The sequence below is a fragment of the Methylicorpusculum oleiharenae genome, from assembly GCF_009828925.2.
Taxonomy (GTDB): Bacteria; Pseudomonadota; Gammaproteobacteria; order Methylococcales; family Methylomonadaceae; genus Methylicorpusculum; species Methylicorpusculum oleiharenae.
Genome location: NZ_WUTY02000001.1, coordinates 2,022,243 through 2,046,174, shown reverse-complemented (window position 1 = coordinate 2,046,174; position 23,932 = coordinate 2,022,243). Strand labels below are relative to the sequence as shown.

At 47.8% G+C, this 23,932-nt stretch carries 23 protein-coding genes; 17 read left to right on the top strand and 6 right to left on the bottom strand.

Going from position 1 to position 23,932, the window contains the following annotated elements:
• Nucleotides 1–18 precede the first annotated feature (18 nt).
• The 6 genes from GO003_RS09405 to GO003_RS09380 form a co-directional block, all read right to left on the bottom strand.
• Nucleotides 19–1,044: a zinc-dependent alcohol dehydrogenase family protein gene (locus GO003_RS09405; protein ID WP_159652503.1), complete on the bottom strand. Its 1,026-nt coding sequence runs from the start codon at nt 1,042–1,044 to the stop codon at nt 19–21.
• 230 nt (nt 1,045–1,274) lie between these two features.
• A complete protein-coding gene (locus GO003_RS09400) occupies nt 1,275–2,621 on the bottom strand; it encodes an HlyD family efflux transporter periplasmic adaptor subunit (protein ID WP_159652505.1) in 1,347 nt (448 codons plus the stop codon).
• Nucleotides 2,622–2,636: 15 nt separating this feature from the next.
• Nucleotides 2,637–4,838 (bottom strand): peptidase domain-containing ABC transporter, encoded by a 2,202-nt coding sequence (locus GO003_RS09395; protein ID WP_159652507.1) that lies wholly within the window; start codon nt 4,836–4,838, stop codon nt 2,637–2,639.
• A gap of 117 nt (nt 4,839–4,955) precedes the next feature.
• Nucleotides 4,956–6,008 (bottom strand): radical SAM protein, encoded by a 1,053-nt coding sequence (locus tag GO003_RS09390; RefSeq protein ID WP_159652509.1) that lies wholly within the window; start codon nt 6,006–6,008, stop codon nt 4,956–4,958.
• A 9-nt stretch (nt 6,009–6,017) separates the two neighbouring features.
• Nucleotides 6,018–6,251, bottom strand: a complete 234-nt coding sequence (locus GO003_RS09385) for a hypothetical protein (protein ID WP_159652511.1) — start codon at nt 6,249–6,251, stop codon at nt 6,018–6,020.
• A gap of 1,097 nt (nt 6,252–7,348) precedes the next feature.
• Nucleotides 7,349–7,636: a hypothetical protein gene (locus tag GO003_RS09380; RefSeq protein ID WP_159652513.1), complete on the bottom strand. Its 288-nt coding sequence runs from the start codon at nt 7,634–7,636 to the stop codon at nt 7,349–7,351.
• A gap of 476 nt (nt 7,637–8,112) precedes the next feature.
• Between GO003_RS09380 and GO003_RS09375 the strand changes: the two genes are divergently transcribed.
• From GO003_RS09375 to GO003_RS09295, 17 genes are all read left to right on the top strand, one after another.
• Nucleotides 8,113–9,336, top strand: coding sequence for a sulfite exporter TauE/SafE family protein (locus GO003_RS09375; RefSeq protein ID WP_231088919.1), 1,224 nt, complete (start codon nt 8,113–8,115; stop codon nt 9,334–9,336).
• 509 nt (nt 9,337–9,845) lie between these two features.
• Complete coding sequence (locus GO003_RS09370) at nt 9,846–10,166, top strand: hypothetical protein (protein WP_231088918.1); 321 nt, start codon at nt 9,846–9,848, stop codon at nt 10,164–10,166.
• Entirely contained in the window at nt 10,163–11,413 is a 1,251-nt protein-coding gene (locus tag GO003_RS09365; RefSeq protein ID WP_159652515.1) for an ABC transporter permease, read from the top strand. The genes GO003_RS09370 and GO003_RS09365 overlap by 4 nt, the downstream gene beginning before the upstream one ends.
• Before the next feature lie 3 nt (nt 11,414–11,416).
• On the top strand, nt 11,417–12,091 hold the full coding sequence (locus GO003_RS09360) for an ABC transporter ATP-binding protein (RefSeq protein ID WP_159652517.1): 675 nt from the start codon (nt 11,417–11,419) through the stop codon (nt 12,089–12,091).
• A gap of 2 nt (nt 12,092–12,093) precedes the next feature.
• Nucleotides 12,094–13,107 (top strand): hypothetical protein, encoded by a 1,014-nt coding sequence (locus GO003_RS09355; RefSeq protein WP_159652519.1) that lies wholly within the window; start codon nt 12,094–12,096, stop codon nt 13,105–13,107.
• Entirely contained in the window at nt 13,091–13,612 is a 522-nt protein-coding gene (locus GO003_RS09350; RefSeq protein ID WP_159652521.1) for a nitrous oxide reductase accessory protein NosL, read from the top strand. Before GO003_RS09355 ends, GO003_RS09350 begins: the two co-directional genes overlap by 17 nt.
• Complete coding sequence (locus tag GO003_RS09345) at nt 13,609–14,136, top strand: TlpA family protein disulfide reductase (RefSeq protein WP_159652523.1); 528 nt, start codon at nt 13,609–13,611, stop codon at nt 14,134–14,136. The genes GO003_RS09350 and GO003_RS09345 overlap by 4 nt, the downstream gene beginning before the upstream one ends.
• Nucleotides 14,120–15,571: a nitrous oxide reductase accessory protein NosL gene (locus GO003_RS09340; protein ID WP_159652525.1), complete on the top strand. Its 1,452-nt coding sequence runs from the start codon at nt 14,120–14,122 to the stop codon at nt 15,569–15,571. Before GO003_RS09345 ends, GO003_RS09340 begins: the two co-directional genes overlap by 17 nt.
• 79 nt (nt 15,572–15,650) lie before the next feature.
• The gene (locus GO003_RS09335; RefSeq protein ID WP_159652527.1) at nt 15,651–16,109 is read left to right on the top strand and encodes a protein-disulfide reductase DsbD N-terminal domain-containing protein; all 459 of its coding nucleotides are present in this window, start codon (nt 15,651–15,653) and stop codon (nt 16,107–16,109) included.
• Nucleotides 16,110–16,459: 350 nt separating this feature from the next.
• A complete protein-coding gene (locus GO003_RS09330; protein ID WP_159652537.1) occupies nt 16,460–16,801 on the top strand; it encodes a transposase in 342 nt (113 codons plus the stop codon).
• A 773-nt stretch (nt 16,802–17,574) separates the two neighbouring features.
• Nucleotides 17,575–17,844, top strand: coding sequence for a hypothetical protein (locus GO003_RS09325; protein WP_231088916.1), 270 nt, complete (start codon nt 17,575–17,577; stop codon nt 17,842–17,844).
• A 639-nt stretch (nt 17,845–18,483) separates the two neighbouring features.
• The gene (locus tag GO003_RS09320) at nt 18,484–18,873 is read left to right on the top strand and encodes a DUF302 domain-containing protein (protein ID WP_159659432.1); all 390 of its coding nucleotides are present in this window, start codon (nt 18,484–18,486) and stop codon (nt 18,871–18,873) included.
• A gap of 113 nt (nt 18,874–18,986) precedes the next feature.
• Nucleotides 18,987–19,766, top strand: coding sequence for a PRC-barrel domain-containing protein (locus tag GO003_RS09315; protein WP_159659431.1), 780 nt, complete (start codon nt 18,987–18,989; stop codon nt 19,764–19,766).
• Nucleotides 19,767–19,949: 183 nt separating this feature from the next.
• Nucleotides 19,950–20,165, top strand: a complete 216-nt coding sequence (locus GO003_RS09310) for a hypothetical protein (protein ID WP_159659430.1) — start codon at nt 19,950–19,952, stop codon at nt 20,163–20,165.
• A gap of 45 nt (nt 20,166–20,210) precedes the next feature.
• Nucleotides 20,211–22,565: a phosphoketolase family protein gene (locus GO003_RS09305; protein WP_159659429.1), complete on the top strand. Its 2,355-nt coding sequence runs from the start codon at nt 20,211–20,213 to the stop codon at nt 22,563–22,565.
• Between the two features lie 7 nt (nt 22,566–22,572).
• On the top strand, nt 22,573–23,577 hold the full coding sequence (locus GO003_RS09300) for a TIGR00341 family protein (protein WP_164505750.1): 1,005 nt from the start codon (nt 22,573–22,575) through the stop codon (nt 23,575–23,577).
• Between the two features lie 27 nt (nt 23,578–23,604).
• Nucleotides 23,605–23,928: a DUF1840 family protein gene (locus GO003_RS09295; protein ID WP_159659428.1), complete on the top strand. Its 324-nt coding sequence runs from the start codon at nt 23,605–23,607 to the stop codon at nt 23,926–23,928.
• Nucleotides 23,929–23,932 lie beyond the last annotated feature (4 nt).

The window sequence follows — 23,932 nt, the reverse complement described above, 5'->3', positions numbered from 1 at the left end:
TGAAACAATCATTCAAACTCAATCGATTACCAAAACCTTGGCACCCCGAATTTTTCCGGTTTTCAACTCGATCAATGCCTCGTTGGCCTGCTCCAGCGGAAATAACTGAACCTCAGGCTGAAGGTTCATTTCAGCTGCCAGACTCAAAAATTCAATGACATCAAGCCGGGTTATATTGGCAACACTTTTTATTTCTTTTTCCAGCCAGAGATGTTCCGGATAATCAAGCGCCAGCAAACTTTCCCGGTCACCCTCTTTGCGTATGGCATTAATTACCAGTCTTCCGCCTGACTCCAGATTGGCCAACGCCTCAACAACCGGTTTCCAGGCCGGTGTCGTATCAATAATACAATCCAGCTTAAACGGCGCCCGTTCATTAGTATGACCGGCCCAGACCGCTCCCAGCTCTTTTGCAAAGGCCTGTTCCTCGGCGCTTCGGGCAAAAACAAATACGGCTGAATTCGGAAAACGGTGCCGGACCATTTTTAAAACCAGATGACCGGATGCGCCAAAACCAGTCAGGCCGAGCCGCTGACCATCTTGCAGACCGGTCAGGCGCAACGAACGGTAGCCGATGGCACCGGCACACAGTAAAGGAGCGGCATGAACATCCGATATCGTGTGCGGAAGGGGGTAGACAAACTTTTCTGATACTGTCATAAACTGCGCATAACCGCCAAAGGCATCGCGGCCTGTCGCCTTGAAGGCTTGACACAGATTTTCCATACCTTCCAAACAGAACTTGCAGACTTCGCATGCTGAAAAAATCCACGCTACACCAACCCTGTCGCCAGTCTTTACCACACTGACTTTGCTGCCAATAGCTTCGACTTGGCCTACCACTTGATGCCCCAGCACCATGGGCAGACTTTCCGGCGAAGTGCGCCCTTCGATTTCATCCAGCTCAGTATGGCAAACCCCGCAGGTTGATACTTTCAGCAGTATTTCATGCTCATCCGGCACGGGAACAGGCAACTCCATCAACTCTAGAGGGAATTGATTGTCTTTGAGATTACAGATTTTTTTCAACACCATGGCTTTCATCGCATCACATCCTCAGGCTTAACTTAATCGGGTCTTTTTAATAAGTGAGTGTAACCCTTAGGTATCGACTCATCACCTGATACTGCTTTATAAAGTTCGTTTGAGAGAGATTTTAACCAATGCTGCTGATTTAAAATGCTGCGTCATTCCGGCACAATTTTCTGCTTACATGCGGCTATGTAGGATTGGATAGCCCATAACAAAAGAGAATTAGCCCACAATCTCAGTATTCAAACCAAATTGCCTCTGTCCAGCAACAGCCTTCGGATTTGATAAAAGACCCGTTCCAGCAGCCGCATGTCCTCTGTCACTATATCGGCTCTGCCCTGCATTTCCTGTTCGAACGGCAGCATTTTATTGGCGCTGGTTATAAGCGGATAAGCCAACTTTGCCTGAACGCTGTAATGATCTTTATCGGGCAGCAATGAAATCGTATCGACCTGGCTTTCTATCAAACCGAATTCCTGAAACGGATAACCGGCCAGTTTGATCAGAATTTTATGGCCTTGTTTGACTTTGCCTGAGTTGGCCAAAGGCATGTTAATTTTTGCAATGATACCCTGCCCTTCTTCAGGAACCACGGTCACAACCTCTTCCCCGGCTTTTACAAATTGCTTGTCACTCCAGAATTTGAACTTGACCAAACGCCCCGGAATGGGAGCAGTGAGCGTGTAGTTTTTTTCCCAGCTTTCAACGGCGGAGAGTAATTTTTGATAATTTTCTTCAAGGCTCAGCTTATAGTCTTTTTGTTGCTGCTGGTTTGCCAGATCAAGACTGATCAACTCGCCTGCCAATCGTGTGATTTCCAATTGTGTCCGGGCCTGTTCAATAGATAATTGCTCTTGTTGGTGAGTATTACGCAAGACATCCAGGCGCTTTTCATCGACGGCCTGCTCTGCGACAAAATGTTTTTCTATCAACTTTTGATACCGCGTCACATGCCCTTCCAACAACGTTTTTTGCTCCTTTAATACGGCATGTTCAGAATGATGCTGTTTCAGCATCTGTTGCAGTTGCACTTGTTTGGCTCTGGCATTTTCCAGTTTCTGCGCAAAAGGCTGCTGTTCCAGAAAAAACCTGAACTCATCCAGGCTCTTGTAAAAGCTTGCATAGGCCTCATTCAGTTCACCCAAGGTCAAATTTTCGGGCGGCATGTCCAGTGCCGTGATATTTCCGTTGAAAAGCTCTTTCCGGTTGTTACTGAGCCATTGCCTCAAAGCACTGACAGCGTCGATATCAGCCGGATTATCGATCCAGGCCAGCGTTTCGCCTTGACTGACCCGGTCACGCTCGCCTTTTCTCAGCCAGCGTATTTGCCCGTCACGCTGACTGACAATGCGTATCGGCGGCTGAGGTGTGGTAATTGTAACGGAAGCGGAAATGACATCAGGATATTTAACCTGCCACGATGCTGCGAGCAGCGCAGCCAGGCAACCTAAAACCACGAAACCGCCCCAGCGTAGCAGCCAACCCGGCGGTTTGCCCAACATCTCCTGGGTATAGAGACTGTAGTCCTGAACGGCTGTTATAGGAGTAGCTGTGCTGAAGGAATTAGGTAAAACATTAGTATCGCTCATAGCATTTCTCGTTGATTAATTACCCAGCTCAAGCTGATTTTTGACCAGATTGAAATAAAACCCGCGCGCAGCAGTCAGTTGCTGATGATTGCCGCTCTCAACCACACGTCCTTTATCGAGCACCAGAATTTGATCCGCATTTCTTACTGTGCTTAAGCGGTGAGCAATGACAATGACGGTTCGACCCTGGTAAAACTGCTCCATTTTCTCGAGGATAACGCGTTCATTTTTAGCGTCCAATGCACTGGTGGCCTCGTCGAAAAATAAAAAGGCCGGATCTTTGTAAACCGCTCTAGCAATCAATATCCGCTGATTTTGACCGCCGCTCAAACTCAAGCCATCGGGACCGATTTTGGTATTCAAGCCATTCGGCAATCCGCTGATCAGTTCATCCAGATTGGCTATATCGATCGCACGTTGCAGCCGGTTTTGGGCGATCAATCCATCGGATTCGGATTCGGTAATGTTGCGCAACACCGTGTCATTAAAAATAAAGCCGTTTTGCATAACCACGCCGCAGCTTTGCCGCCATGCCGTTGTAGATAAAGACTGAAGATCAATCCCGCCGACTCTTACAGCACCTTGATTCGGCTCATAGAATTTCAATAATATTTTTAGTAATGTCGTTTTACCGCTGCCGCTGGCCCCCACAATCGCAGTGACTTTGCCGTTGGGAAACGCCGCATTGATACTGTTAAGCACTAACGGCGAAGCTTCTCTTCCATAACGAAAACTGAGGTTCTCCTGTAAGGAAATGCTATTGTCCACACCGGTTAGCTGAATAAAATGCTGTGCCTTGTTTTCATCGGCCTTATCGTGGACTTCTGCGAGCCGGTTAAGGCTGATTTTTGCATCCTGAAACGACTGAACGAAACCGACGAAATTTGAAATTGGAACATTTAACTGACCAATAATGTATTGAGTGGACAACATCATTCCCACTGTCATCTGCCCTTCTATGACCGCTTTGGCACATAAAAAAGTGATCAAAATATTTTTCAGTTCATTGATAAAATTCGCGCCGGTCATTTGGTACTGATAAAGCGCCAGACTGTCCATTGACACTTTAAACAAACGCACCTGAATTTTTTCCCACTCCCAGCGGCGGCGTCTTTCCGAATTATTGAGCTTGATTTCCTGCATGCCGCTAATAATCTGAACCATACTGCTCTGTGTTTGTGCGGCTTGTTCAAAGCGCTTGTAATCAAGCACGGCGCGCCGGCTCATGAACATCAGCACCCACCCGGCATAAAGCGCCGTGCCGATAGCGAACACCGCCAAAATCTGCAAGCTGTACCAGGCCAAAACACAGCTGAACAACACAAGGTTCAATGCCGAAAACAAGGTCGTCAGTGTGGCAGAAGATAAAAACTCCTCTACCCTATGATGATCCTGCACACGCTGCAGCAGATCGCCGATCATCTTGCTGTCGAAGAAAGCCACGGGCAGTTTCATCAGCTTCAGCAAAAAATCGGAAATGATCGCGATGTTGATGCGTGAACCAATATGCAACAATATCCAGCTGCGGATCAATTCCACCGAGGTCTGCGACAAAAATAGCATCAGCTGGGCGGCCAGCAACACATAAACAAAGTTCAGATTATTGTGATTGACTCCATAATCGACCAGCGCTTGAGTCATGAACGGAAAGGCCAGCAGAATCAAACTACCGGCGAATAAACCAATAAATAACTGACCTATTAACCGGTAATACGGCCGGAAATATGGCCATAAAAATCCGATACCGCGCCCGCGCGCGTCAGGACATTCGTCGTCCCTATAAAATTCCGGTGTCGTATCCAGCAACAATAAAATGCCTTCTTCATCGGAATCGGCATTGACAACATCGAGCCAGCCCGACAGAAACTCCTGAACACTGTATTTCATAAGACCAAACGCAGGGTCAGCGACATAGACATGACCTCCTTTAATGGCATAAACAACAATAAAGTGCTGCTGACGCCAATGCGCGATACACGGTAAGATGACATCGTCCTGCAACGTCCTTAAATTAGCCTTAATCGCAACCGTCTTGAATGCATAAAGCTCGGCCGCCTCGGCAATACCGCCCAATGTGACACCTCCACGCGTGATGGCGCATCTTTCGCGCACTTCATCCAAAGGCAAAATACGGCCATAAAATCGCGCAATCATGTGCAGACAGGTCGGCCCACAATCCATGGCATCCATTTGTCTCTGAAAAGGAAATTTTTGCATAGTCAGATCCTTGTTACTCGCAGCAAGAATTGCCGCCAAGAGCCGGGTGAGTTATCAGGAATTTGATCAGCCCTGCCGCGTTCCTAAAATGAATAGTTGAGTGATCCAAAGTTTTGTTCAGGATGCAGCGTATTCCAATTCATTTTTTAAAGGTCGATGCGAAGCGGCCGTGATCATTTCATTCCAATTAAATACAAAAGGCTGTGATTTATCGGTAACGGTTTTATGAAGCTCATGACAAAGTCCATAAAACTTGACCATATGGTTTTTACGCCAGTCATCGGCCAATTGTCTGAAACTATTTTGATGAAGATTGCCAATCGCATACTCTCTGGAAAACCCGTATTGGACCGGCACGATCATGCCATCCGGTTCTATCGCTAACGAAGCAAGACAATCGGCAAGCGAGGCGTCAAAGCCGGGGAATTCAGCAGTAGCATAAACTGACCCGGGATGCTGGAGCACAGCGGCTCGTGTGGCAAAATCCATCTGAATACGTAACCTGCCTTCCAATTTCTGCTGCATCGTTTCCGATAATAAATAGGCATAGGCCGATTCAGTACGATCCGGTGAATCCCCCACCAAATGGGCCGAAGCAAATCCGGCATTTTCCAGAGGATGGATTTGCAGTAATTGAGCGCCTTCCTGCAAAGCAAAATTGACTACCCAGTCCACTTCATTAAGGTTGTATTGCGTCAGCGTAAAAATAAAACCGAAAGGAATTTCAGCATCCCGCAATGTTTTTAAATTGGCGGCCATTTTTTTAAATGCCTGCGTCGAATTACGCATGCGATTGTGAGATTCGGGCACACCGTCCAGACTGACGGCGATCAGATCGGTGACATCCTTTAGTTGGGCCACACGGTTTTTATCCAAAAACATACCGTTGGTAGCAATAGCTGTAGCAAAGCCTCTGTGCTTGGCATGTTCCAGCAATAATTCCAGCGAGGGATAAAGCAAAGGCTCACCACCGGAAATACTGACATAGTTGTATCCTTCTTCGGCGGCATCCGCCAGGGCACGGATAAGCAGCGCGACATCGAGTGCGCCGCGCTGCTTTGGCGATGAAGAAGAATAGCAATGCAGGCAACTCAGGTTACACAACCGGGTTGGATGTATTTGTATAGCTCGTGTTGTTCCGATGGAACCTACTTTGTATTCGTTCTTCATAAACTTCCCCTACCTTCTTAGCTGAGTAGAACTCAATTGGCTTTGATTTAACTGGGGATTGACCAGGTTTTGATTGATCGATTTAAAAAAGGCCGGCTGCCCATAAATCCACCAACCGCTCACAGAAATACCGCCCCTGGCTTCTAACGCCTCTTCTACGTTGGTGAATTCGGCCAGACTCCGTTTGCCATTTTTTGTGCAGGTGAAATCTAGTTTTTCGGAGCCTCTGATTTTCTTGCTCATGACTATTCTCCTAATTGCTATTGAATAAAAACCTTACGGTCTTAAGAAAGAATAAGTAGAGCTTAACTACCCGTTTTTCCATTAGCAGCCTCTCTGCTGCAACTCTTCTCACTCGGCAATCAGTCTACAAATCTGTGACGGAAGTATCTGTGAAGAATTGTCCGGATAGGGTGTGAAAAATTACCTGCATAGACTTGGGAAAATAATTGGATCCGGAAAAAAAAATCGAAATGATTCGACGATAAATCAAAATTTGGATCGTCATCCTCAGAGGAGGACAGAGCACTGCAACATGCTGATGTTTAGTGTCTTTTGTGCCTTTTGTGGGTACTGGGGGAAGGATTTGGGAAATGTCTCGAAATAGCTATGGCGAGTGCATCATCGGTACCATCGCCTATAAGGACGACTTTTTCACCCAAACCTTTTAAGTCTCGAACGATAGCCAATTTTCGTTCTGATACAGCATGGGCGATAACTTCGATAGTTCCAATCTGCTAAACCATGTATCTGGCAGTTTGTTCGGTATCACCGGTTTATCAGCAATACCAAACAAGGCCTCCTTGCCAAAAACAGCGCCAGCTGCTACCCATTCCAGGCATATGGGTGTTTACGATCCACTGTTTGTTGATTCGGTAAGTTGGACAATTGGGCCAGATCGACTGCATGAATGCTATTAGCTAACACCCTGTATTTGCTGTCTGCGGAAAGGCCCGTATTCATTGCTCCCTTTAAGCTAACTGAAGTTTCCCAATAATTTCAAAAACGGACTGCTATTATGCTAGGGCTGCAGGAATTATCGATAGGGTCTGCGTAAACGGTGGCAAACCCATTTAATAAAGCACTGTTCGCCTTAGACAGAGGCGTCATCCCTGCAGGGATTGCCGGAGCCGTTAGACCGCGTAAGCGAATCCAGTGCACAAGGACGTGTTACAGCCTCGCCATCCATGGCTTCTGGGTTCCGGCAAGCCTGCGGAACGACGGCCATTATTAAGGCAGACACAATTGCCTTACAAGCCTGGACAACCCTATAAAAGCTGGGAAACTTCGGTTGCGTTAATACCCCCTCCCAATAATCGACGCCCGGATAAACGGCAGGCTTACTCTTCTTCAGAAACCAAAATGATATCTTTACGGTATTTATAGACCAGATAACCTAACGCAAAGCCAATACCGATCAGCGTCACCGGATGTGTCAGGACCTTTTTCAGCGTACTTTTTCCTGCCGCAGCAGCAGTACCGGCGGCAATGCTCTTACTGACACCATGTGCCATAGGCTGTTTAACCGACAAACCCATTTTACCCATGTCCGCCATCATAGATGAAGACATCTTTTTTGCTGCATCAGCAGTCCCCGTTGCGATTTTTGCACCCTGAACGTGAGCCATAAGTTATTTCTCCTTGAATATTATAATGAGATAAAGTGCTATAAATACTGATATTCAAGATTTTTATCAATAGATTCAGCCAAATTTGATGTTTTTTTCTGTGAATGGCCTCAAGCCCGAATGGGCTAAAACGGTATTTGTTATATTTTGTCCGGTCGTTTGATTTAAAGAATCACCCGTTGCAGCAGATTCTTATATCTTCTTACTTTGATTCGCCGGCTCATCTTTGCTTGATTCATCTTTCTGAACAAATGCAAATCAGATAAAGCCTTGACCATTACCCTTGTTTTCAATAGCCTAACCCAATTTATCCCGGCACTGAACCGTCCGGAACTCATCCGCATGCCACTCAAAAATTGAGCAGTCATAGCCTTAAGCCATTATTTCAATCGATTTAAGTTGCGCCCATTATGAATGTCGAAAACCAAGCCTTAGCCGGGAGCCATCCGGTGCGATTGTTCTTTAAAAGAACCTTTATGATTACACTCGCACTGTCGGGAATCGGCTTCATACTCTGGCTGGACAGTTGGTTTATGGATCACGCAAGTATGCCTGATCTCGGTCGTGACATTGGCTACGGACTGTTAATCCTGATCGGTTTTTTAACCAGTTTTCATTGTGTCGGTATGTGCGGGCCCTTGATCCTGGGCTATACCGCAAGAGAAGCTTCAACAGGTTACAAGTCCTACACCACCCATTTTCTCTACGGTATTGGCAAAACACTTTCGTATACGCTCATCGGCGCGCTCTTCGGAGCGTTCGGCGCTATCGTTGCGTTCACGCCTTACACCCAAGGCGCAGTAGGCATTGCCGCAGGATTTTTTTTGATTCTCTTTGGTTTACATATGTTGGAGGTGTTTCCGGCGCTAAACCATTTTCAGTTTAAAACCCCAGGCTTTGTCATGCGTTTTGTCGGTAAAGAGTACCGCAAGCACAGCAATCCGTTTTATATTGGCCTGCTGAACGGCTTGATGATTATCTGCGGCCCATTACAAGCCATGTATGTGATGGCAGCCGGAACCGGCAGTTGGTCAGAAGGCGCCAGAATTTTGTTTTTTTTCGGCATCGGCACACTACCGTTGCTCTTGGGCTTTGGTTTTCTGACCAGTCTGCTCTCCAAAAACCTGACGCCCAAATTGTTAAAAGCTTCCGGCATCATCGTCATGATTTTGGGAACGGTTATGCTGAACCGAGGGCTTGCCGTCACGGGGACGGGCCTGGACTTTAATACCTTGGTTGCACGGCTATCGCAGCACTTATCCCCGGCTATTGCCGAATCACCCAACTGGGAAAACGAACAGACCATACACATGGATGTAGTAAAGTCCGGTTTTTCTCCTAACAAATTTACCTTGCGTAAAGGCGTCCCGGTCAAATGGGTCATTAACGGCAAAGAATTAAACTCCTGTAATAACGCCATTGTGGTGCCTAAATACGGACTCGATTTCAAGTTGAATGAAGGAGAACAAATCATCGAATTTACACCGTCCGAAAGCGGCGTCATTCCCTGGAGTTGCTGGATGGGCATGATTCCCGGAACATTTATTGTCGTTGAAGACGAACCGAAATCCAAAGAGGACGGCGCACTCTCCGTGTTCGACGGTAAAACAGAAAAGACAGACCCGCGTAGTTGGGTTCTGAGAATCAAAGAGTACTGGCTTAAATGGATAGCGGATTATCAAGACACGTTAAGTCAATGAACCTATTCATCCAGCAACCATTTTCAGCTTGAACGTTGAGATTGGCTTTAGGTGCACAGGCGGGAGGTCAAACGAATAAATGCGGCGGCGTCAACACATACTTAAAAAGCACTGTGCCTACAGCGAGCACTCATTGCCAAAATTTTTAAACTATTTTCAGATAATTGCTCATTGTCTGCAGAGATATTACGTTAGCCATTTTTAAACCGATTGCGTCTCTTAACCCGATTTTTTTACTCTAAATAACACAGTTTAAGTTATCTCTTTTCAAGAAAACTTTATATATCAATATATTATAATATATGGTTTAGATTATGCTTAACGCTGCTGTCACTTCACCCTCATAGACTCCCGGCATAGCGCTTTACAAAAATTACCTTGCGCAGGTTAAGCTTTAATGTCGAAAATACAGCCTCAATACAAACTGTCTGCTCAACTGACAAGTAAATTCCCCCAGACGTCAGTGCATAAAGGGCGCAGCAGCATCCAAAGCTTTGCAGTGCTTTTGTATGAAACCATTTTGGGGCAATCGTATTATGAGAAAGTCTTCATTATTTTTTTTAGGCCTGACCGCCGAAGTTATCGTGTTCAGCTTGTTGCTGGTCCATGCCTCACTGAGCGAAAGCTTTCAACAAGACGTTCTTGCACAAAAATCTGATCTGGTAAAAACATTACGCCTGACTGATTTGTGCCTTTTTACCGAAGCGCGCTACACCCGTCATCTGTCGCAAGCCGATTTAAATACTGCCTTTCAGGATCATCCCTTGTCCCTGGAACATTTCCCTTCCGGGTCATTTACCCAGCCCTCTGTTAAAAACGAAACGCCATGACCCCCTGGATAGAAAAACAACGCTATATCATTGATTTTACTATTTCTTCGTTGCTGCGCAGAAAAGTCAAAAACATGGGTCTTTTGACTTTGTACACACTGATTGTTTTCATCCTGGCTTCAACCATGTTTTTTACCCATTCCATCAAAAAAGAGGCGGCGATAATTCTGCAGGGTTCTCCGGAAATTGTTGTACAAAAAATCATTGCCGGCCGGCACGATCTGTTTCCGGTCAGCTATATAGACACCATCAAATCTATCCGCGGCATAGCAAATGTTGAAACCCGCTTGTGGGGTTATTACTATGACAGCCTGGTCGGCGCCAATTACACGCTGCTATCTCCGCCCGGTAAAAGTGAGACGGTTCAACCGTCAGGCAAAACCACGACAATTGAAGCAGACCCGGACGATGCCGATGCATTAGCGGCGACCAGGCCATTGTTTGAATACGACGGCGCTTTACTGGAGCCCGGCACTTTAATCATCGGTAACGGGGTCGCAAGAATGCGCAATATCAGCAAAGGCGATTACATGCCTTTCATGGCAGCTGATGGGCAAATCATGAATTTGAAAATCTCCGGCACGCTGTCCTCATCATCGGAACTGGTGTCTTCAGATTTGATATTGATCACCGATGAAGATTTCAGAAAACTGTTCGGCATTGACCCCAAGTTTGTTACCGATGCCATCGTGACCGTCAAAAACCCCAGTGAAGTCAGTATGGTAGCTGGAAAAATCAAAAAGCGCCTGCTCAATTCCAGGCCGATCATTCGCGATGAAATACTTAGAACCTACGATTCCATTTTCAACTGGCGCGGCGGCATGATGATTGTCATTTTCTCAGCTGCCGTTCTGGCGTTTGTCATTTTCGCCTGGGATAAAGCCTCGGGATTGAGCGCCGGCGAACGCCGTGAAATCGGCATATTAAAAGCAGTGGGTTGGGAAACCTCCGATGTCATCCAGATGAAATTCTGGGAAGGCGCGATGATTTCGTTAACCGCCTTTTTTACCGGCGTCATTCTGGCTTACATTCATGTGTTCTTCGCAGGATCACCTGTTTTCGAACCGGCTCTTAAGGGCTGGTCCAACCTTTACCCTAATTTTGCATTGACACCGTTTATCAATGCTGAACAGATTACCACGCTGTTTTTCCTGACTGTCGTGCCTTACACCGTGGCGACTATCGTTCCAACCTGGAGAGCCGCGACGATTGATCCCGATTCGGCAATGCGGCAAACCGGAGAATAAGTCATGATTGAACTCGTTAATGTAAAAAAAGTGTTTAATGCAGGCAATCCCAGTGAATTTTCGGCGCTGAACAGCGTGAATCTGGAGATAGCCCAAAATAAGGTCACCGTTCTCAAAGGCCCCAGCGGTTCCGGCAAAACGACGCTGTTGTCAATCGTCGGCTGTATGAGCAGACCTTCTGCCGGTCGCGTCAAGTTAAACGGCCGGGAAATCACCAGCCTCCCGGAACGTTTTTTAACGGATATACGCAGGAGAACCTTCGGTTTCATTTTTCAGCAGCCCAATCTGATCAAAGGCATTTCGGTACTTGAGAATGTCATGCTGCCGGCCTATCCATTGGGTGAAAAACGCGCTCATTTAAAAATGAAAGCGCTAAATGGACTGGCCGGACTCAATTTATCCAGCAAGGCATCCTCGCAGGTAGAGTGGCTGTCAGGAGGAGAAGCGCAACGTGTATCTATAGTCCGTGCGCTAATCAACGATCCGTCGATCATTATTGCTGATGAACCTACCGCCCATCTTGATACCAAATTATCGTACCGCTTTATGGAAATCGTCGAAAAATTCAAGGCTGAAGGTAAAACCGTGATCATTACCAGTCACGACCCTTTAGTTTACGATTCAGCCATGGTCGATCACGTTGTCAATTTACGCGATGGAAAAATCGAGGACGAATAAGCGTGATTCTGCATCCTACCGTTATTGCCAACCTGCTTGCAGCCTATATCTCCAGTTTCATGGTGGTCTATGCGACCTACTACGGCGCACAAATACTCAAACACTGGAATATAGAAAGCGGAGAGGAAATACAACTGACTCTTGAGCGCAAAACCTATCTGATTTCGACCTTGCTCAGCTATGTTTTCGGCCTGCAATTACTTTCGCTTTTTCTTTATATTTTCACCGCGGACGCCATGGGTCCGTTATTCGTCGGCGCGATGTGCGCTGCCGGAACGCTGAATGTCAACGACTTCGGCTATCCGACGCTGGTTTTCAAAATTCTTAACTTTATCCTAGCCGGATTATGGCTGGTGTTAAATCATGCCGATAACCAGGGTTACGATTATCCGCTGATCAAAAAGAAATATGTATTGCTGGCGCTTATTGCGCCTTTTATCGTGCTGGAAACCCTGCTGGAGAGCGCCTATTTTCTTGGGATGGAGGCGAATGTTATTACTTCCTGCTGCGGCAGCATGTTTAGCGAAGAAAAAGTCACCGGCCTGGGTTCTGAAATCGCTTCGTTGCCCGCCCGGCCCATGATGTGGATTTTTTATGGCGGAATGGTCTGCACATTGGCAAACGGTCTTTATTTCTATTTCAAAAATAAGGCCGGCTACCTTTACGCAGGTCTCAGCCTGGTGATGTTTATTGTTTCGCTGGTTTCAATCGTATCGTTTATCTCGCTTTACATCTACGAACTGCCTACGCATCACTGCCCGTTCTGCATCATCATGGAGGATTATCACTATATCGGCTACCTGCTTTATATCCTGCTTTTTGGCGCGGTGGTATCCGGAATCGGCATCGGCGCGCTGATGCCTTTCCGAGGCATACCCAGTCTTGAGGGCCTGTTAAACGGTTTTATTCGTAAACTCGCGCTGACCTCTGTGCTGTTATACGCCGCGTTTACCGCCTTTGTATCTTATGAAATTATCTTTTCAAGCCTGGTTATTAACTATGAAGTCGTCTATTAAACCTCAATTAACAACACCAAAACCCGGGTTTGCACTTTGGTCAGTATTGTTGATTTGTTTATTCAACCTGACTGCCAGCTACGCTGCCGAACCTGAGATTACCATCAAAAAGTCTGACCGCTGCCCGGTTTGCGGCATGTTCGTTTACAAATACCCGAAATGGGTGGCCCAGATCATTTTCCAAGACGGCACGTCTTATTTTTATGACGGCGCCAAGGATATGTTCAAGCATATTTTCGATACGGCAAAATATACTCCTGGAAAGTCGGCCGATACGATCAAGGACATCTACGTCACCGACTATTACGAAGTTGAACTGATCGAAGCGAAGCCGGCTTATTATGTGATTGGCTCCGACGTACTGGGGCCTATGGGCCATGAATTGCTACCGTTCAAGGATCAGGAGTCCGCGCAGGAATTTCTGGAAGATCACAAAGGCAAGACCATCCTGCGCTATGAGGAAGTCACTCCGGCCATCATTGAGTCGCTGGACAGACGCTCATGACCCTACGCCGGATTACACTACTATGCTTGACCGCCCTGTTAACCCTCACTGCTTGCCACAAAAAACCAGGATTGCAGATCGGTGATCCGGTTCCCAGCGTCACTTTAAAAGGTTTTGACGGCCATCCCGTAAAACTGCCGGAAGACTTTAAAGGAAAAGTTGTACTGGTCCGGTTCTGGTCTCTTGAATGCGGATTTTGCGATAAAACGATTCTGGCTTCGCTTGATCGCCTTTATCAGAAATACAAAGATCAGGGGTTTATTCCTGTGGCCATCAACGAGAGCCGCATCAAAGAAGGTGACGAACGGCTTAAGCAATTCGAGCAGCTGACTTATCCGATGCTGGCAGATGAATTCAACTCAGCCGCCAGACAATTCGGTGTCATCGGCCTGCCCACCACGTTCATCTTCGATGAGCAAGGCATTCTGCGCGAAAAGCTCAGCGGTGAAGCAAAATCGGAAGAATTTGAAAAACTATTTACAACAGTCCTTAATAAAGGAGGCTTTTATGAAAACGCTCATTAAGATAGCGTTTGTATTGATAGGGTGTCAGCTGTTACTCATGTCAACTCAGCTTAATGCTGAAGAGAAACATGAACGCGAAAGCTGCCGTGTCTGCGGTATGTGGATAGACGAGTATATCAAGAGTGCCGCAGAACTGACCTATAAGGATGGACACAAGCAATATACTTGCGGCGTAGCCTGCATGTTACGTGAAATTGATGATGCAGGCGGGCTGTCCGCCTTTGAATCGGCTAAAGTTCATGACTGGGTTTCGGGAGAACTGGTCGATGCTGAAGATGCAACCTACGTGCTTGGCAGTAAAGTCATTCCCGACATGGTGCCCAATTATATCGCCTTTGCGAATCGTGACGAAGCCGAAGCATTTGCCGCCAAAGAAGGCGGCGATGTCATAGATTTTCATATCGCCTACGAAGATGTATCGCCTGTGGGCACCACTGCGCCGTTTCGTTTACGTACCGCCGTCACACCGGGCAAAGGTAACTTCAGTGTCGGCATGGTCTATGGCTATACCCAAAAAGACCGGGTTAAAATTGGCTCAGGCAGCAGCCAGGAGCCCTACGATTTCGTCAAGGGCAACCGGGCACAACCTCGGGCGCCAAGCCAGCTCGAAGCCCACCAGCAGGCTTTGACGGCCAACTATTCGCCTACCGATGATATCGCGCTGTTCATCAATGTGCCCTGGCTAGAGAGAAGAACCAAAACACTCAATCAAACACCGGCAGGTGTCATTACCGAATCAGTGGGCGAAGAAAACGGTATCGGAGACATTACCCTAGAGGGCCGCTATAACTTCTGGCGCAGCAACCGCTGGGACAAGTTTGCCACCGTCTTGCTGGGTACGACATTACCGACCGGCCAATTTAGTGCGGATCGCCAGCCGGCGCTAAATACCCCGCCAGCTCAGTTTATTGCCCGGCAAACAGGGGATAATCTTATTTCGACCAGTCCCGCGCTGCAACTAGGCAAGGACACGGCAACGTTTACCGGCGGCTTGTTGTATTCCCAACGCTGGAAAGCGCTATGGCTGCATACGACCGCGTTGTATACCGTCAACCCAAAAAATGACGAGAATTTTGCGTTTGGCGATGTGGCCAATATAGGTCTGGGATTACACTACACGCCCAATTATGACTTGATGCTGGGTGTCGAGATAGATGCCAGCTATATCGAGAAAAATGAGGATCGAGGCTATAAAATCGGCAATAGTGGCGGTACCGTGACCAATCTGGCCTTTGTCAGTGACTGGCGGTTCATGAATGCCTTCGGCGGTAATTTCAAATTGCGCGGTTCTGTAGGATTACCGATCTACGAAGATTTGAATTCCAGAGAAATCGTTAACCGAGCAGGTCAAACATTTACCCAGGTTCAACTGGGCGATGGCTTCTTCGGCAATCTGGCTCTCGTCTGGACATTCCGCGCCGCGCCTGATTATTGATTTTTTTTGACCGGCAGCCGGCTTGTTTGTTAACTCACCGACTGCCTGTAAAACACCGCACTATCCCTGAAAGTAGCCAATGAATAGACCCATCCCCAAGCGCTCATTATTATTAGTTCTTTATTGCGTGCTGTTATGGCTTCCAGGCTCTGCTTATGCTGTTGATTCAGAAGATCTCTTGCCCCCTGATGAAGCTTTCGAATTTAAAGCCGAACTAAAGAATCAGAACATGCTTGTCTTGTCCTGGGCTATTGCCGATGGATACTATCTTTATCGTCATAAATTTAAATTCCTCTCGCTAACACCGGCACTGAAAGCGGGTGAACCTTTATTTCCTGCCGGACAAACCAATCATGACGAATTTTCCGGTACCGTTGAAATTTACCGGGATCGCCTGCTACTCAGGCTCCCCCTGCTTCATGATGCCGTCAAAATCGACGATCTTGTTTTGGAAATCACGTTCCAAGGCTGCGCTGATAAAGGTGTCTGCTATATGCCTATTCTGAAAACCATTCATTTCGATTTAAATCTTCTTTAACCGCCCGTTCAAGCTATGCTGAACCACTCAGCCGGTAAATTTATGCGGCTTGTTATTAAGCGTTATTCGAAATTGCATGGTGAAGATGGTTTGTCACAATTGAATCGGAATTCGATGTTGAGGCTATGGTAAGCACATCACACATCCGTCACTTTTTCCCTGACGAGTCCAGACCATGTTTGGGCATTGATGAAATTCATATTCTGGATGAATATCGGACAGTGCAAACCAATATTGAAAAACCATCCATATAAGAATTGCGTCCCACACGAAAGAAAGTTGATTTATGGGAATATTTTTCGAAGCCGAACAAGGAAAACGTTCAAGTGGTAGTTATGGATATGTAGAGTATCTATCAAGATTTAGCGCAATATCATTTCCCTGTAAGACTCATTGTTGTTGACAAATTTGATGTCATCCGCATGTCCAATGAGGCTGTCGAAAAAGTTAGAAAACGTGTTACCAAATCTCCGGATAATAAAATGAAGTTGAAGCTTAAAAATGAGCGCTTTGTACTTTTAAAACGCCATCACGACCTGGCCGAAGCTGATAGTAAAAACTTAGATAAATGGTCGGATTTGTTTCCCGATCGAGGGGTTGCCTATTCATTTAAAGAACGGTTTTTTGATGTCTATGCCGGTTCAGACCCAGTGTTTTCATGGGGAGAGGATATGTCATTAGAGCCAAATTGATTTATGACGGACAGGCTAGAAAGGAAATATGAACCTCAATTAAGAAGAAAAAACGAAAAGATAAGAATATCTCTCCAATGGATACCAGTACTGCAACGATTGGCTATGTCACATCAAAAGACATAAATGTTCGGCATGTGGAAGATGCCGTTGATGAAAAAGTGGTGGAATATGGTTCCTACTGAAGTTTCACAATAATTTCAAAAACGGACGGCCATTATGCTGGGCTGAAGGAATTATCGACAGGGTCTGCGTAACTGGTGGCAAACCCATTAAATAAAACACTGTTCGCTTTAGGCATTGAACGTTTGGCAAAGGCGTCATCGCGGTAGGGATGACCGGGATCCAGGACACAAGGACGTGCAACAAAGCTCACCCACTGGTTAGTGTGTGCTGCGCGATAGGGCCGCCTGACAAATGATTGCTCGATTGGCTATTTCTTCCTAGCCAGTAAGTCATGCTGAATCACCCTAAGCTCAGCATCCAGTTCTTAAACCAGTGTTACAGCGATGGAGATGCTGAGTTCAGTGATCTCCCCACATGCACCCGAGTAACAAATAAGCGCAGCATAAAGTAGTTTTGAAGCAACACATGCTGATTCAATCTGGAAGTAGCGTGGTCAAGACCGGATTTTATGTGTGTTATCGAACAGACACCCTCAAAGGAATCGAAAATAATTCGATTGACACCGTACTCACGGAAAGGCATCTAAATCACTTCTTTAAAAAGCCTATCCTCCATGACTCAAACCCAATGTCTTGCCGTGTTTACAGATGCCGGCGTCCAGCAACGCGGTGACAATTTTGAAAACCATGGGTTATTTACCCATATCAGGGGGTGACTTACTTGAAACCGAACACGACGTGTCTAAAAATCGGATTACCTTGGAGAAATTCCAAAGCAATCCATTCAGATTGCGAATGCCTCTCACCAACCCGGAGGGGTTTTATCGTCATTATGTCGAACTAATTGATGATCCTAAAACACTGGATCGCATGACATCGATGCTTTGCTCTATCTGTAAATTTGCCCGTTACGAATAGAGGGGCATTAAAGGCGCAGGGGATGTCGTTCCCGATAGAGCGCATTCAATTTCAGTAGAAGACCAAATTTCCTGCGTCCATTTAGCTGAAGAAACGTGCCCTGTACGTTTGTTCGACGAGCTGTTTAAAAACCGCGGCCTGGAACAGGTTGAGTGGAAATTAGAGTGGTCAAATCGAGCGTGGGTTGGCCGATCCCGTTTTCGCAAGAATGTTGATGATCGGGTGCAGACCCTGCGGCACTCCAGTGAGACAACTGCGTCGCTTATTTCAACCACGTGCTTGACAAGAACGGCACGCAACTGGCTCTGTTTCCGTATAACGACGTCGCCAACTGAGAGTAAGGATGCGAATCAGCTGAGCGTGAGCATGGCTGACCAAGAGCCGCCTCTCGTTAATCTTCTTTCCACTGAAGCAAAGGCGAAATATGTAGAAGGTCACAATACAATCAAAGAGGTTTCACGAAGAATACAGGGATGACGGTTACAGAGGGGGCCATGGCCGGCGGAATGTGGATTTGGTCGGTGATTGGCGTATTGCTGGCAGTCCCGCTGGTCGTCGTTATCCTAAAACTGTCCAAAAAATAAGTCGGGGCGCGGCATTACTGAGACGTGAACTGTAAACCATGAAAGGAGAACCGCTATGCTAATCAAATTAACGACGAATAAATCAGTGAGTGACACTGCGAATGCCTTACAGACCGCCGTTCAGGCGAACCATTTTGGCGTCATGCAGGTTCATAATCTAAAAGACACCATGACCAAAAAAGGCGTGGAGTTCACCCGCGAATGCCAGATTTTTGAGGTGTGCCAACCTCAACAAGCAAAGAAGGTGCTCGATGAAAACATGAGTGTCTCCACCGCACTGCCATGCCGGATTTCCATTTACGAGGAGGACGGCAAAACGGTAATGGCAACATTGAAGCCAACCACGCTTCTGGCGATGTTCAACACGCCCCAACTGGCAGGGGTGGCGCAGGAAGTGGAAGACACTATCGTTAAAATCATGAATGAGGCTGCTGCTTCAGACTGATCCATCACACTGGCCGCTAACTGTTGATAAATTCATTGCGATTTTTCAAATACGACCGCCAGTCGATCGACAACAGCTTACAAAAATCAAACTTAAAAAACTGGAGTACTACGATGCTCAATAAAGCCCAAACACTAAAAGGTTACAAATTACAAACTCTTGACGGGGAATTAGGGACGGTCAATGAGTTCTACTTCGATGACCACTATTGGACGATTCGCTATCTGGTCGCCGACACAGGTAACTGGCTAACGGGCAGGAAGATTTTGATCTCTCCCTATGCGCTGGCCGGGGTGAATAAGGAAGAGCAATTCATCGCCGTCGATTTAACAAAAAAGCAGATTGAGGACAGTCCATCCTTGGACAGCGACAAGCCTGTTTCGAGACAATTCGAGGAGGACTACTACCAATTTTATGGTTGGCCTTTATATTGGGACGGTCCATTTATGTGGGGATCTTATTCAACTTATCCCTACATTGTGCGTGACCCTGAGATATGGGAAAAACCAAGCCATGATGATAAAAAGTGGGATCCCAATTTGCGTAGCACTCACGATGTGAGCGGCCATAACATCCAAGCCGAAGACGGCTATATTGGACACGTCGAAGATTTCATCATTGATGATGAGACGTGGACGATTCGTTATTTAATTATTGATACGAAAAACTGGTGGCCGGGAAAAAAAGTCCTGGTTTCACCGCAATGGATCGATCGGGTTAGTTGGAGCGAGTCGACAGTCTTCGTTAATCTCACCCGTGAGGCCATCAGGCAGTCACCGGAATACACTGAGGAGTTACTGTTGACCCGGGATTATGAGAATGGACTGCATCGACATTACGATCGTCAGAGATACTGGATGGAGGATCCAATTACCAAGGAGCAGTCCCGTTGAAGCAAATACATGAAAGAATTTTCTTGGATGCGTGACTTATTCAGTATGGCGCGTGCAGAGGGCAAAACTCGAAATGACGGTGGAGCCACCCAATGACCTCTGATCCAACAACCAAAAGCCCAAGCCTGGCTGCCGGGGAAGTACTAACGCAACTCGGTTCTTCAACGAACTCAGCGACGTCCTATGCGCTTTGCCGAAGTCTGGGTTGCCATTTTGTGTGCTACGGCAATGTTGTACGCAGCAGATCTCTTCGTTATTTACCTCAAGGATTTCGCCATGATGAATGCGGTCTATGGGGCGTTCGGCGGGATCATGGTTTTCTGCTGTGGATTTACCTTTTCGGGTGCATTTTCATCTTCGGCGCTTGTTTGTGCGCTACTCAAGCCGAAGAACGTGTAGCACCGAGGAACCCCCTATGGCGCGCTTAACAAAGGACAATAAACAATGAATACACAAACACTGAATCCTGAATTGCTGAGGAAAATTGACGCCTATTGGCGTGCAGCAAACTATCTCTCGGTTGGTCAGATTTATCTCTACGACAATCCGTTGCTGAAGAAGTCGCTAAAGCTGGAACACATCAAACCCCGCCTGCTCGGGCACTGGGGCACGACGCCGGGGCTAAACTTTGCCTACGTCCACTTGAACCGTGTTATCAAGAGCCATGATTTAAACGTAATCTACATTACCGGGCCGGGGCATGGTGGACCCGCGCTGGTGGCGAATGCCTATCTAGAGGGTACCTACAGCGAGGTGTATCCCAATATCGCCCAAAATGAGTCGGGGATGAAGCGACTGTTCAAACAGTTTTCCTTCCCCGGCGGCATACCGAGTCACGTTGCACCGGAAACGCCGGGCTCGATTCACGAGGGAGGAGAATTGGGTTATTCCCTCTCGCATGCCTTCGGGGCAGCGTTCGACAATCCCGACCTGATCGTTGCCTGTGTCGTCGGCGATGGTGAAGCCGAGACCGGTCCTCTGGCTGCCAGCTGGCATTCGAATAAATTTCTCAATCCGGTTCACGACGGCGCCGTGTTGCCCATCCTGCATTTGAATGGCTACAAAATTGCCGGCCCCACGGTTTTAGCGCGCATTCCACGTGACGAACTGGATGCGATGTTTCGTGGTTTCGGTTACACGCCCTATTTCGTAGAAGGCGACGATCCAATGGTGATGCACCAGTTGATGGCGGCCACGCTAGACACCGTGATCGCCGAGATCCAACACATCCAAGCCGACGCCCGCGCCAACGGATTCAAGAAACGTCCAAATTGGCCTATGATCATCTTGCGCTCTCCAAAAGGCTGGACTGGCCCTAAGGAAGTCGATGATAAACCCACCGAAGGTACATTCCGTTCACATCAGGTGCCGATGGGCGACATGAGTGAAGCGGGGCACGTAAAGATTCTGGAAAAGTGGTTGAAAAGCTATCACCCGAAAGAATTGTTCGACAAGAACGGCAAACTGGTTGCCGAATTGGCTGAATTGGCGCCAACCGGTGAGCGACGCATGAGCGACAACCCCCACGCCAACGGGGGGCTCTTGTTACAGGAACTGCACCTGCCTGATTTTCGCGACTACGCGGTTAAGGTGTCCAAGCCTGGCGCCGTGGAGGCCGAAGCGACCCGCGTACAAGGGGAATTTATCCGCGACGTGATCAAACTGAACCCCGAAAACTTTCGTATCTTTAGCCCAGACGAAACAAATTCAAACCGCTGGGGCGCTGTGTTCGAAGTGACGAACCGTTGCTCAACCGCGGAAATTGTGCCCGGCGACGATCACGTCGCAGCCGATGGCCGGGTAATGGAGGTATTGAGTGAGCATCAGTGCGAAGGTTGGCTCGAAGGTTATCTACTTACCGGACGTCACGGATTTTTCTCCTGCTACGAAGCGTTTATCCACATCATTGATTCGATGTTCAACCAACATGCCAAATGGCTCAAAGTCTCAAATCAGATTCCCTGGCGCCGTCCGATTGCGTCCCTGAATTATCTACTCTCTTCCCACGTCTGGCGCCAGGATCATAATGGCTTCAGCCATCAAGATCCAGGCTTCATGGACCATGTCGTGAACAAAAAGGCGGAAGTCATTCGTGTCTTTCTGCCGCCCGATGCGAATACGCTGCTCTCGGTAACGGATCATTGCCTGCGTAGCCGCAACTATGTCAACGTTATCGTTGCCGGCAAGCAACCCTCGCTGCAGTGGTTAGACATGGATGAGGCCATTAAACACTGTACCGCTGGTCTAGGTATTTGGCCTTGGGCCAGCTCCGATCAGGAGGGAGAGCCGGATGTCGTCATGGCATGCTGCGGCGACGTACCGACGCTGGAAACCCTGGCCGCCGTCGAGTTGTTGCGAGACTATTTTCCCGAGCTGAAAGTCAGGGTGATCAATGTAGTCGATTTGATGAAACTCCAACCTCAGAGCGAACATCCGAATGGTCTGAGCGACAAAGATTTCGATTTACTTTTTACCAAGGATAAGCCGATCATCTTCGCCTTCCACGGTTATCCATTGCTCATTCATCGTTTGACCTATCGTCGCAGCAACCACTCGAACCTGCATGTGCGTGGTTTCAAAGAAGAAGGCACCACCACTACGCCCTTCGACATGACGGTATTGAACGACCTGGACCGGTTTCATTTGTTTGGTGATGTCATTGACCGCCTCCCGCAACTGGGAGCGCACGCCGCCTATGCCAAGCAGGCCATGCGGGACAAACTCATCGAACACAAACAATACATCAGAAAGCATGGCGAGGACATGCCGGAAATCCGCAACTGGAAATGGAAAGGTTGAACTTACTATGGCGCTACGATTAATTGAAATGGTAATACAGGAAAAGGACGGCGAGGAAGTCGTTGAGCTTCTTAAGGATCACAAGTTGCTTGAACACCGGCAAATCCGATTATCGGACGGGGAAGTGCTGGTGCGGATTTTGTTGGACGCGGAACAGAGCGAGGCGGTGCTGGATGTGTTGGGAAAGCGTTACGCCGGCAAGGAGGGCAACCGCTTGGTGATTCTAGCTGTCGAAGCGACATTGCCGCGTGCCGAGCCAGAACCGGCCGACACGCCAGAACAAGCTGCTCAGGAGGAAAAGTCGCAGGAGCGGATCAGCCGGGAGGAGTTGTATGAGGACATCAAGGATGCTGCGGACTTTTCATGGGTCTATATCGCGATGGTGGTGTTGTCCACTATTGTGGCGGCCGTGGGTCTGTATTACGACAGCGTGGCCATCATCATTGGGGCGATGGTGATTGCACCCTTGCTCGGGCCGAACATGGCGTTGTCGCTAGCCACGACGTTAGGTGACTTGTCGCTGCTTCGTAGCTCAATCCTGACAGCACTTGCCGGGATCGTGACGACCATGGTGTTGTCGGTATTTATCGGCATGCTGCTGCAAGTGGATCCGGCAACGCCTGAACTGGCGTCGCGCAACGGGGTTGGGATGGGCGACATCGCGGTGGCACTGGCGTCGGGCTGTGCTGGCGCGCTGGCATTTACGGCGGGTGCACCAACGGCACTGATTGGAGTGATGGTGGCGGTGGCGTTATTGCCGCCGTTGGTAGCCTTTGGATTGCTGCTGGGCGGCGGGCATCTGGCATTAGCAATGGGAGCGTTGTCGCTGTTTCTGGTGAACCTCTTCAGTATAAACCTTGCCGGGGTGACGACGTTTCTGGTGCAAGGCATTCATCCGGCTACCTGGTGGGAGAAAGATCAAGCCGAAAAAGCCACGCACACCGCACTCATGCTGTGGGTAGGAATGTTGGCGGTATTGATCGTCCTGATCCTGCTGTTTCAAAAGAGCTGAATATTATTCTCACAACAGGAGAACACCATGCAAATCCAAATTAATACCGACCACAATATCGAAGGTCACGAGGCAATGGCCGCTCATGTCAGTGGCATCATAGAAAGTGCCTTGAGCCAAGTCAGCAATCACATCACGCGAGTGGAAGTCCACCTGAGCGATGAGAACAGCGACAAGAAGCGCGGCAATGATGACATGCTTTGCATGATGGAAGCACGCATCGAAGGTCACCAGCCAGTTGCGGATAAAAAGGAGGATGAGACAGTGGTAAGTTTGGCAAATCGAGGGCTGCCTTTAATTAATCTACTGACTGCCGCAACACAGGCAGACAGTAACGTAATGAGGAAATAAATTA

Coding starts and splice junctions, on each gene's coding strand:
- GO003_RS09405 (WP_159652503.1), bottom strand. CDS start 1,044: ATGAAAGCCATGGTGTTGAAAAAAATCTGTAATCTCAAAGACAATCAA.
- GO003_RS09365 (WP_159652515.1), top strand. CDS start 10,163: ATGACCCCCTGGATAGAAAAACAACGCTATATCATTGATTTTACTATT.
- GO003_RS09335 (WP_159652527.1), top strand. CDS start 15,651: ATGAATAGACCCATCCCCAAGCGCTCATTATTATTAGTTCTTTATTGC.
- GO003_RS09390 (WP_159652509.1), bottom strand. CDS start 6,008: ATGAAGAACGAATACAAAGTAGGTTCCATCGGAACAACACGAGCTATA.
- GO003_RS09345 (WP_159652523.1), top strand. CDS start 13,609: ATGACCCTACGCCGGATTACACTACTATGCTTGACCGCCCTGTTAACC.
- GO003_RS09360 (WP_159652517.1), top strand. CDS start 11,417: ATGATTGAACTCGTTAATGTAAAAAAAGTGTTTAATGCAGGCAATCCC.
- GO003_RS09325 (WP_231088916.1), top strand. CDS start 17,575: ATGCCGGCGTCCAGCAACGCGGTGACAATTTTGAAAACCATGGGTTAT.
- GO003_RS09295 (WP_159659428.1), top strand. CDS start 23,605: ATGCAAATCCAAATTAATACCGACCACAATATCGAAGGTCACGAGGCA.
- GO003_RS09400 (WP_159652505.1), bottom strand. CDS start 2,621: ATGAGCGATACTAATGTTTTACCTAATTCCTTCAGCACAGCTACTCCT.
- GO003_RS09320 (WP_159659432.1), top strand. CDS start 18,484: ATGCTAATCAAATTAACGACGAATAAATCAGTGAGTGACACTGCGAAT.
- GO003_RS09305 (WP_159659429.1), top strand. CDS start 20,211: ATGAATACACAAACACTGAATCCTGAATTGCTGAGGAAAATTGACGCC.
- GO003_RS09375 (WP_231088919.1), top strand. CDS start 8,113: ATGATTACACTCGCACTGTCGGGAATCGGCTTCATACTCTGGCTGGAC.
- GO003_RS09340 (WP_159652525.1), top strand. CDS start 14,120: ATGAAAACGCTCATTAAGATAGCGTTTGTATTGATAGGGTGTCAGCTG.
- GO003_RS09395 (WP_159652507.1), bottom strand. CDS start 4,838: ATGCAAAAATTTCCTTTTCAGAGACAAATGGATGCCATGGATTGTGGG.
- GO003_RS09370 (WP_231088918.1), top strand. CDS start 9,846: ATGAAACCATTTTGGGGCAATCGTATTATGAGAAAGTCTTCATTATTT.
- GO003_RS09380 (WP_159652513.1), bottom strand. CDS start 7,636: ATGGCTCACGTTCAGGGTGCAAAAATCGCAACGGGGACTGCTGATGCA.
- GO003_RS09315 (WP_159659431.1), top strand. CDS start 18,987: ATGCTCAATAAAGCCCAAACACTAAAAGGTTACAAATTACAAACTCTT.
- GO003_RS09350 (WP_159652521.1), top strand. CDS start 13,091: ATGAAGTCGTCTATTAAACCTCAATTAACAACACCAAAACCCGGGTTT.
- GO003_RS09300 (WP_164505750.1), top strand. CDS start 22,573: ATGGCGCTACGATTAATTGAAATGGTAATACAGGAAAAGGACGGCGAG.
- GO003_RS09385 (WP_159652511.1), bottom strand. CDS start 6,251: ATGAGCAAGAAAATCAGAGGCTCCGAAAAACTAGATTTCACCTGCACA.
- GO003_RS09310 (WP_159659430.1), top strand. CDS start 19,950: ATGCGCTTTGCCGAAGTCTGGGTTGCCATTTTGTGTGCTACGGCAATG.